This window comes from Agathobaculum sp. NTUH-O15-33, assembly GCF_033193315.1.
Classification (GTDB): domain Bacteria; phylum Bacillota; class Clostridia; order Oscillospirales; family Butyricicoccaceae; genus Agathobaculum; species Agathobaculum faecihominis_A.
Window position 1 is genome coordinate 766223 of record NZ_CP136187.1, and the last position, 15535, is coordinate 781757.

General features: G+C 60.1%; 17 protein-coding genes and 1 pseudogene. 13 read left to right on the forward strand and 5 right to left on the reverse strand.

Annotated elements, in window-relative coordinates:
* The first annotated feature begins 3 nt into the window (after nt 1-3).
* The 12 genes and pseudogenes from RWV98_RS04060 to RWV98_RS04115 all read left to right on the forward strand — a co-directional run bounded on the left by RWV98_RS04060 (nt 4) and on the right by RWV98_RS04115 (nt 9504).
* Nucleotides 4-819: an XdhC family protein gene (locus RWV98_RS04060; RefSeq protein WP_317863936.1), complete on the forward strand. Its 816-nt coding sequence runs from the start codon at nt 4-6 to the stop codon at nt 817-819.
* Nucleotides 816-1880, forward strand: a complete 1065-nt coding sequence (locus RWV98_RS04065; RefSeq protein WP_280962329.1) for a nucleotidyltransferase family protein — start codon at nt 816-818, stop codon at nt 1878-1880. The genes RWV98_RS04060 and RWV98_RS04065 overlap by 4 nt, the downstream gene beginning before the upstream one ends.
* Nucleotides 1877-2887, forward strand: a complete 1011-nt coding sequence (locus RWV98_RS04070) for a molybdopterin-binding protein (RefSeq protein WP_317863938.1) — start codon at nt 1877-1879, stop codon at nt 2885-2887. The genes RWV98_RS04065 and RWV98_RS04070 overlap by 4 nt, the downstream gene beginning before the upstream one ends.
* Nucleotides 2888-2904: 17 nt before the next feature.
* Entirely contained in the window at nt 2905-3855 is a 951-nt protein-coding gene (moaA, locus tag RWV98_RS04075; RefSeq protein WP_317863939.1) for a GTP 3',8-cyclase MoaA, read from the forward strand.
* Nucleotides 3856-3860: 5 nt separating this feature from the next.
* On the forward strand, nt 3861-4313 hold the full coding sequence (locus RWV98_RS04080; protein WP_280962332.1) for an MOSC domain-containing protein: 453 nt from the start codon (nt 3861-3863) through the stop codon (nt 4311-4313).
* Nucleotides 4310-4804, forward strand: coding sequence for a MogA/MoaB family molybdenum cofactor biosynthesis protein (locus tag RWV98_RS04085; protein WP_280962333.1), 495 nt, complete (start codon nt 4310-4312; stop codon nt 4802-4804). The genes RWV98_RS04080 and RWV98_RS04085 overlap by 4 nt, the downstream gene beginning before the upstream one ends.
* A 13-nt stretch (nt 4805-4817) precedes the next feature.
* Nucleotides 4818-5270, forward strand: coding sequence for a winged helix-turn-helix domain-containing protein (locus RWV98_RS04090; RefSeq protein WP_317863941.1), 453 nt, complete (start codon nt 4818-4820; stop codon nt 5268-5270).
* A complete protein-coding gene (locus RWV98_RS04095) occupies nt 5188-5850 on the forward strand; it encodes a GntR family transcriptional regulator (RefSeq protein WP_280962335.1) in 663 nt (220 codons plus the stop codon). Before RWV98_RS04090 ends, RWV98_RS04095 begins: the two co-directional genes overlap by 83 nt.
* 16 nt (nt 5851-5866) lie before the next feature.
* Complete coding sequence (locus tag RWV98_RS04100; protein WP_317863944.1) at nt 5867-6817, forward strand: 3-hydroxyacyl-CoA dehydrogenase family protein; 951 nt, start codon at nt 5867-5869, stop codon at nt 6815-6817.
* A gap of 85 nt (nt 6818-6902) precedes the next feature.
* Nucleotides 6903-7751, forward strand: a complete 849-nt coding sequence (gene modA, locus RWV98_RS04105) for a molybdate ABC transporter substrate-binding protein (RefSeq protein ID WP_317863946.1) — start codon at nt 6903-6905, stop codon at nt 7749-7751.
* Nucleotides 7752-7774: 23 nt separating this feature from the next.
* Nucleotides 7775-8457, forward strand: a pseudogene (gene modB, locus RWV98_RS04110) (molybdate ABC transporter permease subunit).
* Nucleotides 8458-8463: 6 nt separating this feature from the next.
* Complete coding sequence (locus RWV98_RS04115; protein ID WP_317863948.1) at nt 8464-9504, forward strand: sulfate/molybdate ABC transporter ATP-binding protein; 1041 nt, start codon at nt 8464-8466, stop codon at nt 9502-9504.
* Nucleotides 9505-9797: 293 nt separating this feature from the next.
* On the opposite strand, the gene gdhA is transcribed toward RWV98_RS04115, so the two are convergent.
* A complete protein-coding gene (gdhA, locus tag RWV98_RS04120) occupies nt 9798-11141 on the reverse strand; it encodes an NADP-specific glutamate dehydrogenase (protein WP_317863950.1) in 1344 nt (447 codons plus the stop codon).
* A 227-nt stretch (nt 11142-11368) separates the two neighbouring features.
* On the opposite strand from gdhA, the gene RWV98_RS04125 reads away from it, so the two are divergent.
* Nucleotides 11369-11686 carry an MGMT family protein gene (locus tag RWV98_RS04125; RefSeq protein ID WP_317863952.1) on the forward strand — a complete coding sequence of 106 codons (318 nt, stop codon included), beginning with the start codon at nt 11369-11371 and terminating at the stop codon, nt 11684-11686.
* 301 nt (nt 11687-11987) lie between these two features.
* On the opposite strand, the gene RWV98_RS04130 is transcribed toward RWV98_RS04125, so the two are convergent.
* The 4 genes from RWV98_RS04130 to RWV98_RS04145 all read right to left on the reverse strand — a co-directional run bounded on the left by RWV98_RS04130 (nt 11988) and on the right by RWV98_RS04145 (nt 15452).
* The gene (locus RWV98_RS04130) at nt 11988-12242 is read right to left on the reverse strand and encodes a hypothetical protein (protein ID WP_317863954.1); all 255 of its coding nucleotides are present in this window, start codon (nt 12240-12242) and stop codon (nt 11988-11990) included.
* A complete protein-coding gene (locus tag RWV98_RS04135) occupies nt 12232-14205 on the reverse strand; it encodes a sensor domain-containing diguanylate cyclase (protein ID WP_317863956.1) in 1974 nt (657 codons plus the stop codon). Before RWV98_RS04135 ends, RWV98_RS04130 begins: the two co-directional genes overlap by 11 nt.
* Before the next feature lie 210 nt (nt 14206-14415).
* A complete protein-coding gene (locus RWV98_RS04140) occupies nt 14416-14742 on the reverse strand; it encodes a branched-chain amino acid transporter permease (RefSeq protein WP_280962382.1) in 327 nt (108 codons plus the stop codon).
* Nucleotides 14742-15452 (reverse strand): AzlC family ABC transporter permease, encoded by a 711-nt coding sequence (locus tag RWV98_RS04145; RefSeq protein WP_317863958.1) that lies wholly within the window; start codon nt 15450-15452, stop codon nt 14742-14744. The genes RWV98_RS04140 and RWV98_RS04145 overlap by 1 nt, the downstream gene beginning before the upstream one ends.
* Nucleotides 15453-15535: the final 83 nt, after the last annotated feature.

Here is a 15535-nt window from a genome sequence, read left to right on the forward strand (position 1 = left end):
CATATGAAACGAATCAAACAGGCGGTGCGCGAAATGTGCGCGAAAGGAGAACCCTTCGCGCTGGTCTCAATCCGCGAGGGCTCGGGTTCGATGCCGCGCCATCAGGGCGCGACCATGCTGGTGCGGGAGGACGGCGGCATCGAAGGCTCGGTGGGCGGCGGCGTGTTGGAAGCGCGAGCGATCGAGCGCGCCCGGCAGCTTATCGCCGAGGGCAAAAGCGGCGAAATGCCCTTTGACCTGTCCTCCGCCGACGCGGCGAACTCGGATATGATCTGCGGCGGTTCGGGCGTGCTGTCCATCCGGTTTTACGACGGGACGGAGCAACCGGCGCTGCAACGCGAACTGGCGGAGATAGACGACGGCAAACTGGTGATCTTCGGCGGCGGGCATATTGCAAGGCAGCTTGCCCGTATCGCGGATGTTTTGGAAATCCCTATCGTAGTCGTGGAAGATCGAAGCGAGTTCTGCTCGCCCGAACGGTTTCCGAGCGCGAAGCGCGTCATTGTCGAAACCTATGACAACATCCCGGAGGCGGCGCTGGGGGAAAAGGATATGGCGGTGATCGTCACGCGCGGCCATCTGGGCGACCGGGAGGCGCTCGTCTGGGCGCTGCGGACACGGGCGGGCTATATCGGGATGATCGGCTCCAAACGCAAGCGCGACCTGATGTATGAGAAGCTGCGGGCGGACGGGATTGCCGAAAGCGCCCTTGCGCGGGTGCATTCCCCGATCGGCCTGCCGATCGGCGCGCAAACGCCGGAAGAGATCGCGGTGTCCATCGCGGCCGAGCTCGTCGCGTTTCGGAACGGTCGCGCATGACGGGGGCGGTCATACTCGCGGCGGGGCTGTCCCGCCGCATGGGGGCGTTCAAGCCCTTGCTGCCGCTGGGCGGCGGCACGCTGATCGAAAGCGCGGCGCGCCGTTTGCGAGAAGGCGGCGCCGCGCGTATCGTGGTCGTGACCGGCAGCCGGGCAAGGGATGTCGAGCGGGCGCTCGCGGGGATGGACTTGCGCTTTGCGCACAACCCCGCGTTCCGTGAAACACAGATGCTGGATTCCGCCAAGATCGGCCTGCGCGCGCTGGGGGAGTGCGACGAGGTGTTTTTGCTTCCGGCGGACATCCCCCTGTTTTGCCCCAGCCTTCTGCAAACGCTCCGGCAGGCGCGGGCGCAAACCGGGGCGGATGCGGCGCATCCCCGCATGGAAGGCAGGAACGGACACCCGTTGCTGCTTGGGCCGCGCGCGGCGCGGGCGGTGCTCGCGCACGACGGGCGGGATGGCGTCAAGGGCGCGCTTGCGCCCCTTGCCGTCGAAGCTTGCCCGGTCGGCGATCCCGGCTGTCTGCTCGATGCGGATACCAAGGCGGATTACGAGCGCCTGCTGGCGTTTCGCGCCGAAAGCGTTCCGGCGGCGTATGAGATCGAAGCGCTGCACGACCGCTTCGGTTCGACCGAGGCGATCCGGCGGCATTGCCGCGCGGTCGAACGCCGGGCGCTTGCGCTGGCCGAAAGTCCGGCGTGCGCGCACCTTAATAAACGGCTGTTGGCGGCCGCGGCGCGCGTACACGACGCGGCAAGGACAAAGCCGCAGCACGCCGCGCGGCTGGCGCAGGCCCTGTTGGATTTGGGCTATGTCCGCGCCGCCGAGTGCGTGTCCGTGCATATGGAGCTGCCGCCCGCTATGTGGGGTACGGTATCCGAAGCCACGGTGCTGTATCTGGCGGATAAGCTGGTCATGGAGGACCGGGCGGCGACGCTGGACGAACGGTTTGCCCGGGCGGCGCGGCGATGCGCCGGAAACGAACAAGCGCTCTTGGCGGCGGCCTCGCGCCAGCGGGCCGCGGAGAGCATATGGAACCTGATAAGCGAGGTGCAACAATGAAAACCGTTTTGGTGGAAAACGCGGTCGGCACGGTGCTCGCGCACGACCTGACCCAAATCATCCCGGGCGAGTTCAAGGGGAGCCGCTTTCAAAAGGGCCATGTGGTAGAGGAATCGGATATCCCGGTGCTGCTCTCCATGGGCAAGAAGCACTTGTTCGTGCTCGAACTCGGCGCGGACGACGTGCACGAGGACGACGCGGCAAGGCGCATTGCGGCAGCCGCGGCCGGGCCTAATATCGACCTTCTGCCAAAGGGCGAGGGCAAGGTGGAGCTGCGCGCGGCGTGCGACGGGTTGCTGAAAATCGACGTGGACAAGCTGGAAGCCCTGATCGAGGACGACGAAGTGATGTTCGCGGCCATTCACGAAAACGTCATGGTGCGAAAGGGCGAGCAGCTCGCGGGCACGCGCGTGATTCCGCTGTTTGTCAAGGAAGCGGTCGTGCGGCGGGCGGAATCGGTCGGCCCGTTCGTCGAGGTAAAACCGCTGCGACCGCTCAAGGTCGGTCTGGTGACGACCGGCAGCGAGATTTACCACCACCTGATCGAGGACAAATTCGGCGACATTTTGCGCCGCAAATTCGAAGCCCTCGGCAGCACGGTGTTTGAACAGCTGTTCGCGGACGATGACGATCAGATGATCGCGGACTGCATCGGCAGTTTGCAAGCGCGGGGCGCGGATTTAATCGCGGTAACGGGCGGCATGTCGGTCGACCCGGACGACCGCACGCCGGCGGGCATCCGCCGCGCGGGGGTGCAAATCGAGACCTACGGCGCGCCCATCCTGCCCGGCGCCATGTTCCTGCTCGGTTATCTGGGGGAAATTCCGGTGGTCGGTCTGCCGGGCTGCGTGATGTACCACAAGGTGAGCGTGTTCGATCTGATCGTGCCCCGTCTGCTCGCGGGCGAACGGGTAACGCGGAAAGCGGTAAAAAAACTGGGCCACGGCGGACTGTGCCGGAACTGCCAAACCTGCACGTATCCAAACTGCGGCTTTGGCAAGGGCTGAGAAAAGGAGGAAACGCGATGCTTGACCGGTTTGGGCGCGAGATCAATTATCTGCGTCTGTCGGTGACCGAGCGGTGCAATCTGCGCTGTATCTATTGCCGCGAGGGGAACGATTGCTTCACGGCGGAAAACGAGCTGACGGCGGGGGAGCTTTCCCGCATCGTTTCGCAGATGGCGGCGCTTGGCGTGCAAAAGGTGCGCGTGACGGGCGGCGAGCCGTTGGTGCGGCAGGATCTGGAACAGATCATCGCGGATATCGCGCGGCATCCCACGGTGCGCGACCTGTGTATGACCACGAACGCGCAGGGGCTGGAGGGCCGGATACGCGGCCTGCACCGCGCGGGGCTCATGCGCCTCAACATCAGTCTGGATTCACTGTGCAAGGAGCGGTACAGCAAAATGACGCGCGGCGGCCATTTGAGCGATGTGCTGGGCGGCATCGACGCGGCGCTCGCGTGCGGCATGAACCTGATCAAGGTGAACACCGTGCTGGTGCGCGGCGAGAACGACGGCGAGATCGATGATTTCATTCGGCTGGCAAAGGAATACCCGATCGATGTGCGGTTCATCGAGCTGATGCCAATCGGCAGGTTGGGCGAGGACGGCACGCGCCGCATCCCGAACGCCGAGGTGCTGGCCGCGTATCCCGCGCTGAAAAGGCTCGCGCCGCGCTGCCCCTGTCAGCCGAGCGAGGACTACGCGGGCGAGGGCTTTCGCGGGCGCGTCGGGTTTATCAGCCCGGTGTCGCATAAATTTTGCGCGGTGTGCAACCGCGTCCGCCTGACGAGCGACGGCCACCTGCGCATGTGTCTGGGCGACAACACCGAGACCGACCTGCGCCCGGCGCTGGATGGAACGGACCAAACACTGGGCGATACCATACGCGCGGCAATATGGAACAAACCGCGCGGGCACCATTTTGAAACGCTGTTTCATTCGCAGCGGGCGATGAATCGGATAGGAGGATGAGCGCTATGGCAACCGTTACGGCGGTCAATATCAGCAAGCAGAAGGGCACGGTCAAGCACCCGGTGGCAGAAGGGCTGTTGAAGATCGATCACGGTATTGTGGGCGATTCGCACGCGGGCAACTGGCACCGGCAGATCAGCCTGCTCGCGCAGGAGAGCATCGATAAAATGACGGCGCTCGGCGTACCGGGGCTGACGCCGGGCAAATTCGCGGAAAACCTGACCACGGAGGGGATCGTGCTGCATACGCTGCCGGTCGGCACGCTGCTGCTGATCGGGCCTTGCCTGACCGAGGTGACGCAGATCGGCAAGCAGTGCCATCAGCACTGCGAGATCTACCAAAAAATCGGCCGGTGCATCATGCCGACCGAAGGCATCTTCGTCAAGGTGCTTTCCGAAGGCGCGGTGCGCGCGGGGGATTCCATTCGCGTGGTCACGCGCGAGGAGGCGGGCTTATGAAAATACGAACCGCTGTGCTGACGGTCAGCGACAAGGGTAGTCAGGGCCTGCGCGAGGACAAAAGCGGTCCGGCGATCGTGGAGACGCTGGGCGAGCTGGCCGAGATCGTTTGGACCGGCGTCGTGCCCGATGAACGGGAGCGGATCGCGCAAACGCTGCGAGAGCTCGCGGACGCGGGCGGCGCGGATTTGATCCTGACCACCGGCGGCACCGGCCTTGCCCCGCGCGACGTCACGCCCGAAGCGACCTGCGACGCGGGTCAGCGCATGGTGCCCGGCATCGCGGAAGCGATGCGCGCCGAAAGCCTGCGCATCACGCCGCGCGGCATGCTTTCTCGCGGGGTCGCGGTCACGCGCGGGCGCACGCTGATCGTCAACCTGCCGGGCAGCCCCAAGGCGGCGCGTGAATGCCTTGCGGTGCTGCTGCCCGCGCTGCCGCACGGTATCGAGATTTTGTGCGGCAAGGCCGGCGAGTGCGGCGCGCCGGCGTAAAGGGGGCGGGCATATGGAACACGGCGGCTTGCGGTATTCCTTAAAGATCCGGCTGCGGGCAAGCGAAACCTTTTTCGGCCCGGGTCTGGCCGAGCTGCTGCTCCTCGTTGGCGAGAGCCACTCGCTGAACGTGGCCGCGCACACGATGGGCATGGCGTACAGCAAGGCGTGGCGCATCGTCAAGGCCGCCGAGGCCGAGCTGCGGTATCCGTTGCTCGAACGCAAGGTGGGCGGCGTGGACGGCGGCGGCAGCGAGGTAACGCCGCGCGGGCGCGATTTGATCGCGCGGTATCAGGCGTTTGCAGCGGCGCTGGCAGAAGAGGCGGATCGGCTGTTCGACCGGTATTTCAGCGGCCTTGATCAAACAACAGAGGGGGAGACAGATGGAAACAGGAGCGAAACGGCTACCCAAACGGCGGCTGCTGCATCAGGAGGTCAGCCAGTACATCCGGCAGGCGATCCTTAGAGGCGAGCTGAAGCCGGGCGACCGCATCGTAGAAACCAAAATGGCGCAGCTGCTTGGCGTTTCACAGGCCCCCGTGCGGGAGGCGATACGGGAGCTGGAATTCAGCGGATTGGTGGAGCAAAAGCCTTATTTTGGAACCTATGTCAAGCAGATCACCATGCAGGATATGGAGAACTTTTACCGCGTGCGCGGCGCGCTGGAAAAGCTGGGCGCGCATCAGGCCTGCGAAAACATGACCGACGAGCAGCTTGCCGGCATCCAGCGCGCGATGACGGAAATGGAGCGCGCGGGCGCAAAGCAGGATAACGACCGCTATGTGCAAATGGACGCGCTGTTTCACGATCATATCATTGCCGCTTCGGGCAACAGCCTGCTGTGCAAACTGTGGGAGCAATGCAATATCAAATCCTGGCTGTTCGTCGGCACGGCGCTGACACAGCGGAATTTAAGCTATTTGGCGGCCCGGCATCGAAAGATTTTTGAACGCTTGCAGGCGCGCGACGCAAGCGGGCTGGAAGCGGCGGTGCAGGATCACTTGGAGCAGCTATTATCGATGATGCTGGAAAACGGGCAAAGCTGAAAGGGGAAACGAACATATGTTAAATACAAAACCGCAAAAGATCGCTGTGATTGGCACAGGTATGATGGGCATGAGCCTTGCCGCGCTTTTCACAGGAAACGGATACGATACCACGGTGCTTGCCACCAAGGCCGCCTCCGCCGAACGCGGCAGGCGCAGCTATGATGAAATGTACGCCGTGCTGGAAGGGCGGGGGCTGGTAAGCCGGGCGCAGGCCGCGGCCTGCGCCGGCAATCTGCATTTTACCCTGTCCTATGCCGACCTACAGGATGTGGACGCTGTTTTTGAATGCGCGGTAGAGGACAAGGCGGTAAAATTTGCGATCTATCAGCAGATCGAGGCGCACTGCAAACGCTTTCGCTTCGTCGCCTCCACCACCTCCGCCATGGCGCCTGAAACGCTGTGCGAGGGGTTGCAAAGCTGCCCGGGCAAGCTGGTCGTCGCTCACCCGTTTAATCCGCCGCATTTGGTGCCTTTTGTCGAGCTGGTGAAATGCGCGTGCACCGAGGAGGCCGCTGCAAGCGCCGCGTATGAAATACTGGAAAGCTGCGGCCGCAAGGTATGTGTGATGAAAAAGAGCGCGCCCGGCTTTATCGCCAACCGCTTACAGCACGCGCTGCTGCGCGAGGCGATCTACATGGTCGAACAGGGGCTTGCCGATCCGCGCGATATTGATAAGGCGCTGATGTACAGCTTCATGCCGCGCTATACCTCGGTCGGCCTGTTCGAGCATCAGGACGCTGCGGGGCTGGATATGGTGCAAAGCATCGAAGACCATCTGCTGCGCGATCTGAGCGACGCCAAGGAAACGCCCGCTTTCGTGCGCGAGCGCGTGGCGCGCGGCGACCTTGGACAAAAGTCCGGCAGGGGCACCTACGACTGGACCGACGCTTCGAGAGCCGATTTTAAAGCGCGCGCCGCCGCGCCGTACTGGCAGTATTTCAACTGGGATCTGCCGCAAGTATAATAAGCCGAAAATGGGCTTTGAAAAGCCCATTTTTGAGGCGTGCGTTATCCTTGATCGGCTACAACGATTGTGAGGAGAAAACAACATGAACGATAAAGGGAAACGAATGCTTTGCGTCATGGCCGCCGCCGGGCTGCTCGCGGGCGGACTTGCAGGCTGTGGTAACGGCGGACCGGCTGAAACGAAAAAGGAAGCGCCCCACGCAAATGAAACGGTGGAGCTGACCGTATTCGCCGCCGCTTCCATGATGGAAACGCTGACCGAGCTGGCGGAAAGCTACAAGGCCGTCGCGCCCAACGTGAAGCTGACGTTCAATTTCGATTCGTCCGGCACGCTGAAAACCCAGATCGAGGAGGGGGCCGACTGCGACCTGTTCATCTCGGCGGCGCAAAAGCAGATGAACCAGCTCGACGTATCCAAGGACGCGGCGGGCAATCCGGGCGGCCTTGGTTTGATCGACGCCGCGACGCGCGTCGATCTGCTGGAAAACAAGGTCGCGCTGGTCGTGCCCGAAGGCAACCCGGCGGGCATCCGGTCGTTTGATGATATCGGCACCAAATGCGATTTGATTGCGCTTGGCAATGACGACGTGCCGGTCGGCCAGTATTCGGAAGAAATTCTGACCGGACTCGGTCTGCTGGACGCACTGGAAAGCGCATACAAGATCACCTATGGCTCCAACGTGAAGGAGGTCGCCACGCAGGTGGCCGAGGGCTCGGTCGATTGCGGCATCATCTACGCGACCGACGCCTTTGCAGCGGGGTTGACTATTGTCGATCAGGCTGCAAAGGATCTGTGCAAGCAGGTTGTTTACCCCGCGGCAGTGCTCAAAGCCGCGCCGCACCCGGATGAGGCGCGGGCATTTTTAGATTACTTGCAGTCCGATGCCGCGATAAAAGTCTTTGAAGCGGTCGGCTTTGCCAAAGCAGGCTAAATAGAAAAGGAGGGACACGCGCCGTGGATTGGTATCCGCTTTTTAATTCGCTTCGCATTGCGCTGATCGCGACCGTGCTCGTGTTTTTTACGGGCATTTTTGCGGCGTGGTATATCGCAAAGCTGCCGCGGCTGGTCAAGGGCGCTCTCGATGTGGTGCTGACGCTGCCGCTCGTGCTGCCGCCTACCGTGGTCGGTTATTTCCTGCTGTGCCTGTTCGGCGCGAAGCGGCCCGTCGGCCTGTGGCTGATGGATACGTTCGGCGTCAAGGTGCCGATGACGTGGTACAGCGGAATCTTCGCGGCGGCGGTCGTCGCGTTCCCGCTCATGTACCGCACGGCGCGCGGCGCGTTTGAAGGCTTCGACGACACGCTTCGCTACGCGGCGCAGACACTGGGCCTTTCCGGCAGCTACATTTTTTGGCGCGTGACCATGCCTGCGTGCCGTCAGGGCATTTTGGCGGGCGCGGTGCTTTCGTTTGCGCGGGCGCTGGGCGAATACGGCGCGACCAGCATGATCGCGGGCTACACCCAGGCAAGACCGCGACCATTTCCACCACGGTCTATCAGCTTTGGCGCACGGATCAGGAAGCGTTGGCATTTCGGTGGGTGCTGGTCAATTTAGCGATCTCGGCCGTCGTTTTGTTGACGGTAAACCTGCTGGAACGGCGGGAAAACCCAAAACGGCGGGTGGGAACAGAGGGGTGAAAAGCAATGCTCATGGTGGATATTCAGAAAGCCTTTGGCTCGTTCCGGCTGGACGTGTCGTTCACGGCGGAAAAGGAAACGATCGGCCTGCTGGGCGCTTCGGGCTGCGGCAAAAGTATGACGCTGCGGTGCATCGCGGGCATCGTCAAGCCGGACAGCGGCAAGATCGTGCTGGACGGGCAAACGCTGTTTGATTCCGAGCGGGGCATCGATCTGCCGCCGCAGAAGCGGCGCGTCGGCCTGCTGTTCCAGAATTACGCGCTGTTCCCCAATATGACGGTGGAGCAAAACATCCTGACAGGGCTGCGGCGGAGCGGTCTGGCGCAGCACGCAAAGCGCGTTCGCGTCGCGGAGACAGTGGAACGGTTACAGCTCGGCGGCTTGGAGCGCCGCCGCCCGCACCAGCTTTCGGGCGGGCAGCAGCAGCGCGCCGCGCTGGCGCGCATTCTGGTATCCGAGCCGCGTATCCTGATGCTGGACGAGCCGTTTTCCGCCTTGGATAGCTTTCTCCGCTGGCAAACCGAGCGCGAGGTCCTGCGTGTGCTCGAACAGTTTAACGGCCCGGCGCTGTTCGTTTCCCACAACCGCGATGAGATCTACCGGCTTTGCGATAAGGTAGCGGTGTACGATCGCGGCCGCATCGATGCGTACTGTGAAAAGTGGGCGCTGTTTCAAAGCCCGCATACGCGCGCGGCGGCGCTTTTGACCGGCTGCAAAAATATTGCGGACGCATACCCGTCCGGTGAGAACGCGGTGACGGTACCCGCGTGGAATTTGACCCTGCGGGCGGCGGCGCCCATGGCGGGCGATGTTTCCGCGGTGGGAATCCGCGCCCACTTCTTTCGGCCCGGCGGGACGGAAAACGCGTTTGCCTGCCGCGTGGAGCAGGTGATCGAAAGCCCGTTTGAGGTGCGCGTGCTGGTCAGGCCAAAAGGCGCTTCGCAGTCCCTCTGCTGGATTCTGAACAAAGCGGAATACGCCGCGCTGCCAAACCGGGAAAGCCTTACGCTGTCCGTTTCACCAAGCGACATTTTGCCACTGCGATAAAAAGGCCCCTCGCGCCGCAGCGCGAGGGGCCTTTCAGCGTGTCAAAGAACCTTTCGCGCCGCAGCGCGCATTAAATAGGATTTGCCGCTTGCGGCAAAATTCATAAAAAGCCGCGACATGTGCGTGGTTTTTTATACAAACCGACTTCAAGTGTGCCTGTAAGGCGCGCGCAGAAGCCGGAATACTCGATCGAAATGGGGCTTTGTTTCGATCGACAGGATGTCAAAACTTGTTTTTTGACATCCTGAAAGGCCCCTCGCGCCGCGGCGCGAGGGGCCTTTCTGAATGAAAATTTACACAATGCCCTGCGCAAGCATCGCGTCGGCGATCTTGACAAAGCCGCCGATGTTCGCGCCCATGACAAGGTTGTCCTTGTGGCCGTACTTCTGCGCGGATTCCACGCAGGTCTTGAAGATGTTGACCATGATGCCGTGCAGGCGCTCGTCGACCTCTTCAAAGGACCAAGAAAGGCGCAGCGAGTTCTGGCTCATCTCCAAGCCGGAGGTGGCCACGCCGCCCGCGTTCGCCGCCTTGGCCGGGCCGAAGAACACGCCGTTCTCATGGAACACGGCGACGGCTTCCGGGGTGGAAGGCATGTTCGCGCCCTCGGCGACGAACTTGCAGCCGTTTGCGACCAGCGTTTTCGCGTCGTCGCCGTTCAGCTCGTTCTGGGTCGCGCAGGGCAGGGCGATATCGCACGGGACGCTCCACGGACGCTCGCCCTCGGTGTAGGTGCTGCCGTTCACGCGCTCGGCATATTCCATGATGCGGCCGCGCTTGACTTCCTTGATATCCTTTACGATATCGAGCTTGATGCCGTTGGGATCGTAGATAAAGCCGTTGGAATCCGACATGGTGACGACCTTGGCGCCCAACTGGGTGGCCTTCTGGCAGGCATAGATCGCCACGTTGCCGCTGCCGGAGATCGCCACGGTTTTGCCTTCAAACGAAGTGCCCTTGTATGCGAGCATTTCGCTCATATAGTAGCACAGGCCGTAGCCGGTCGCTTCGGTACGGGCCAGCGAACCGCCGAAGGAAAGTCCCTTGCCGGTCAGAACGCCGGTAAACTCGTTTTGCAGGCGCTTGTACTGGCCGTACATATAGCCGATCTCGCGGCCGCCCACGCCGATATCGCCGGCGGGCACATCGGTGAACTGGCCGATGTGGCGGCACAGCTCGGTCATGAAGGACTGGCAGAAACGCATGATCTCCGCGTCGGACTTGCCCTTGGGGTTAAAGTCTGAACCGCCCTTGCCGCCGCCCATGGGCAGGCCGGTCAGGCTGTTTTTAAAGCACTGCTCAAAACCGAGGAATTTGATAACGGAAGCGTTTACCGACGGATGGAACCGCAGGCCGCCCTTGTACGGACCAATGGCGGAATTGAACTGTACACGGAAGCCGCGGTTGACCTGCGTCTTGCCGCTGTCGTCCACCCACGGCACACGGAACATGATCATGCGCTCCGGCTCGACTAAACGCTCGACAACGCCGCAAGCCTCAAGCTCGGGGCGCTGCTCTACGACAGGCTCGAAGCTTTCGAGCACTTCGAGTACGGCCTGCAGGAATTCAGGCTCGCCCGGGTTGCGCTTTTCTACGGTTTCATATACGCTATTGAGATAGCTGTTTGTAAGTGCCATTGATTCATTGTCCTCCTTACGTTTCCGCGTCCGTTTCTTACCAAATATAAGAAAAAGTGCGGATTTCCCTACATACTTGCTAAAGGTGCGTTACTATTATAGAACATTTTGTTCAGGTATGCAACAATTTAACACGTAAAAATAGACATTTTTTTCATGCTGAAAGGGCGTGGAAATCGGCATATTGCCATGATATAATAGAAATAACGCAGAAGGGCGGCGAAGGAATGGAAAATACATACCAAAAGATCTATGCCGTGGTACGGCGCATCCCGCGCGGCCGCGTCGCTTCCTATGGGCAGGTCGCGGCGCTCGCGGGCAACCCGCGCTGGGCGCGCGTGGTCGGCTATGCGCTGCATGTCAATCCGGACCCGGCGGGCGTTCCGTGCTACCGCGTCGTCACACAGGATGGGCGCATATCCGCGGCTTTCGCTTTTGGCGGGGGCGATGTGCAGCGCGCCATGCTGGAAGCCGACGGCGTCCGGTTTACGGCGGACGGACGGGTGGATATGGCGGCGTTCCGGTGGCAGCCGGAGGACAACTAAAAAAGCTCCGAAGAAAGGGCTATGCGCCTTTCTTCGGAGCTTTCAGACTGTCAAAAAACTATTTTGACAGTCTGTCGATCGAAACAAAGCCCCATTTCGATCGAGTATTCCGGCTTCTGCGCGCGCCTTACAGGCACACTTGAAGTCGGTTTGTATAAAATCCGAGATACATGCTCCCGGATTTTATGGATTTTGCTCTTGCAGCAAAATCCTATTTTATGCGCGCTGCGGCGCGTGGAGGTTCTTTGACAGTCTGAAAGCTCCGAAGAAAGGGCTATGCGCCTTTCTTCGGAGCTTTCTTTTACACGCAGCGGGGACCGGTGGCCTCGATCAGTCGGCGCTTTGCGCCGGCCGGATCGGTAAAACAGGGGTTCTTTTCTCCGCACAGGTACTGGACCGCTTCCGTCCACTCGGCAAGCGGGTAGCGTTCGGTCGGCGCTTCTTTTACCGCGGAGCGGAAGGCTTCGCTGCCCACGATCTCAGGCAGGTTGGAGAGATACGGGCAGTTTGTTTTTTCCGTGAGCCAGTCGAGTAACGAGGGTGTATCAGCTGCCATCCTTGTCGGTCCTTTCGTCATGGTCTGCGGTCGGGGGAGCTATGGTGTAGCCGTCCCGGCCGCGTTTCTTGGTTTGGTACAGCGCGTGCTCCGCGCGTTTATACAGATCGTCGAAACCGGCGGTATCCGCGTTTGCAAGCGCCACGCCGATGCTGGCCGAGACCGCCCACGCGCGGTCCTCCTCGCCGTAGAGAAAACGCAGCGCGCCGCTTAAGGCATTTGCTTTTTCCGTGGCCCACTCGGCGCCGTGACCAGCCGGAATGGGAACGAGCGCGGCGAATTCGTCGCCGCCAAGGCGGCCTAAAATATTATCCTGCTGGAACTGGCCCTGCATGGTATGGGCGAAGGCGCGTATGACCGAATCGCCATAATCGTGGCCGAATTTATCGTTGGCCTGTTTGAAGTTGTCAATGTCGCACAGGAAAAACGCGTACATCGCAGCGCCCTTTTCGCTCAGCAGCTGTTCGCCGAGCCGCTGGATCGCGGACCGGGTCAGCAGGCCGGTGGTCTCGTCCGCTTGCGCCAGCTCGCGCAGGCGGCGCTCCTGCCGTTTTTCCGCGTCGATGTTCTGGCGGTAGGTCAGCATATGGATCGCGCCGTCGCTTTCGCAGCGCACGATGCGCGCGGTGATGCGCATCCAATAGTAATCCTGTCCGCCGCTCGAGATCATTAAATCATACCGCAGGGTATCCTGCCCGCTGGCGTAAGCGCGCAGTACGTTTTCCGGGGAAAACGTGGCGATGTAGCCCTGACGGAACTCTTCCTTTACCTGCTTTGCCGCGATGATATGCAGCGCGCTGCCGAACGGTGTGCCGGCAGGCGCGCCCAGACTGGTAAAATAGGCTTCCGTCGCGCTGTTGGCGGGGCGGTTGTGCGTGATGTCGAGCTCGTAAATATTTTCATACAGCTCTTCGGTGGCTTTTTCAAACAGCGCGTATTTTTCATAGGCGAACGTGCGGGCTAGCGTTACGATCTGGCGGTTAAAATTGCGCACCGTGTAGGAAACGATAAATAGAATGACTACAATAATCGCGAGGATGATGAGCACGGTCTGCGCCATATGCAGGTTCAGCTCCTGCATCAGCGCGCCCGTGTCGCGTTCGACCACCAGATGCCAATCGGGATCGGGCAGATAGCGAACGATGACATAGTTGCTTTGGGGCGCGCCCGTCTCGTCCGGAACCCAAAAGCTGCGGGCGGAGCCGGTCTCGTTCCAGTCGAGGATGCGCCGCTGCACCTCTTCGCTGTAGCGGTCTATTTCAAACAGGCTCAGCGCGTCGTGGCCGGAATGGTCGTCCGATACCTGAATGGTGCCGTTGCCGTCGATCAGGTAAGCGTTTACCCCGAACTCGTCTTTGTAATCGCTCAGCATGGTTTGCAGGCCGTCTATGCGCAGCCCCACGCCGATCAGGCCCTGTATCTCGCCCTCCTCGTCCAAGATCTTGCAGTTTACAAAGATCGTCAGCTGCTGCCCGGCGCCCGCGACCTCATCGTTGTCCACATTTAAGGCGAATTCGCGCGGATCGTCTAGCAGGTCGTAACACCAGCTGTTTTCTGGGTCGTCCGGCTCGAGGTAGCGGTCGAAGCCGTTGAAATGATAGTACCGTCCGGTCGCCGTGGAAACGAGAAAGACCGAATCGTAGCCGTATTTCAAGCGGTAAGCGTTTAAATACTGCTTGAGCGGTTCCAGAAAGGCCTCGTCTTCGGGGCCTTCTCGCTCTTTGGAAAGCAATGTTTTGAGCAGGCTGTCGTTGGCCATGGTCATCGATATATTGACCGGCTTTGTGAAAATAGAATTGATTTGGGTGTAGATACCCTCCGAGGTCAGGGTGGAAACCTGCTCGATATTTTCAATGGCGGCGCTGTAATTGGCCCGGTAACTGAGAAGCGCGGTCAGCAGGAAGCCGATCAGGAGTATTGCGCAGATCAATAGATTGGTCCGCAACAAAATGCGGTTTTTCAAGCTGCGACCCTCCTTGCTGTGCCGCTCGTGAAAAGGCCATGGACACAGTCAATTTATTCTATATCATTATAGCAACCAGAGGGAGCGCTTGTAAACAGATTTCTTCATGCCGTGACGAAGACGCACAGCAAAGGCATTTGTTTGAACATAAAATAAGCCGGCCGAAGCGGTTGCTTCGGCTGGCTTTGAAGAAATTATGGCAATCATGGACTAAAACACATACTGCACCAGCAGCATATAAAAGATGGTGCCGCCCGCGATGGAGATGAGCATTTGCCGTTTCCATAAGTGCAGCGCTACGACAAGCGCGATGGCAAGCAGCTCGGGCAGTCCGTGGCTGCCGGTAAACAGACTGATGTTTTTCAGGCAATAAACGACCAGCATGCCGAAAACGGCGGCGGGCAGCGCGCGGCCTAGATACTGGATATAGCGCGGCGTCGGCTTTTGCGGGGAAAAGACCAAGAAGGGCAGAAACCGCGTCGCCATCGTGCCGAGCACACACATGGCGATGGTGATCATCTGCTGTGGCAACGACATCATGCGGGCTCACCTGCTTTCTCAAGAGGACGGCGCAGCACGGTCAGTACGAGCAGGATACAGAGCATGGTCGGGATCAAGAACGAATCCGCGCCAAAGCCCAGCCGGCAAAGAATGGATGCGCCGATGCCGAGCAGCGCCGTGTAGGGCCGTTTTTCCTTGAAACACTGTTCCAAAAAAATAACGACGAACATGGCGGTCATGGCAAATTCCAGCCCCTCGGTATTCATGCTGATCAGCGAGCCGAGCACGCCGCCCAGCGTTGCGCCGGATACCCAGTAAATTTGGTTGAGCAGGGTGACGAAAAACATGAACCAGCCCCGGTCGACCGTTTCCGGGATATCGGCCGTATAATTGATGGAAAAGCTCTCATCGCACATACCGAAAATCAAATAAGGCTTTTTCCAGCCGGTGCCCTTGAACTTGTCCAGCATGGAGATGCCGTAAAACAGGTGGCGCGCTTGGATCATCAGCGTCATGATCAGGGTTTGCATGGGCGCAAACGTGCCGAGCAGCATTGTCACGGCCACAAATTCCAGCGAACCGCCGAAAATGGTCAGGCTCATCAGCATGGGATACCAAAAGGAAAAGCCGGATATGTTCATATAAATACCGTAGGTAAGTCCCAAAAACCAAAAGCCCGCAAAAATCGGTATCGTATAGGGAAATGCGGTTTTGAGTGCGTTTTTAACTAAATTCGAGCGTGACAATGTTAAAACCTCCTTTTACTGATTAAAGTGTAACATTGCAATCCATACAATGCAATGCTATAATTGTATGGATTACAATTTCG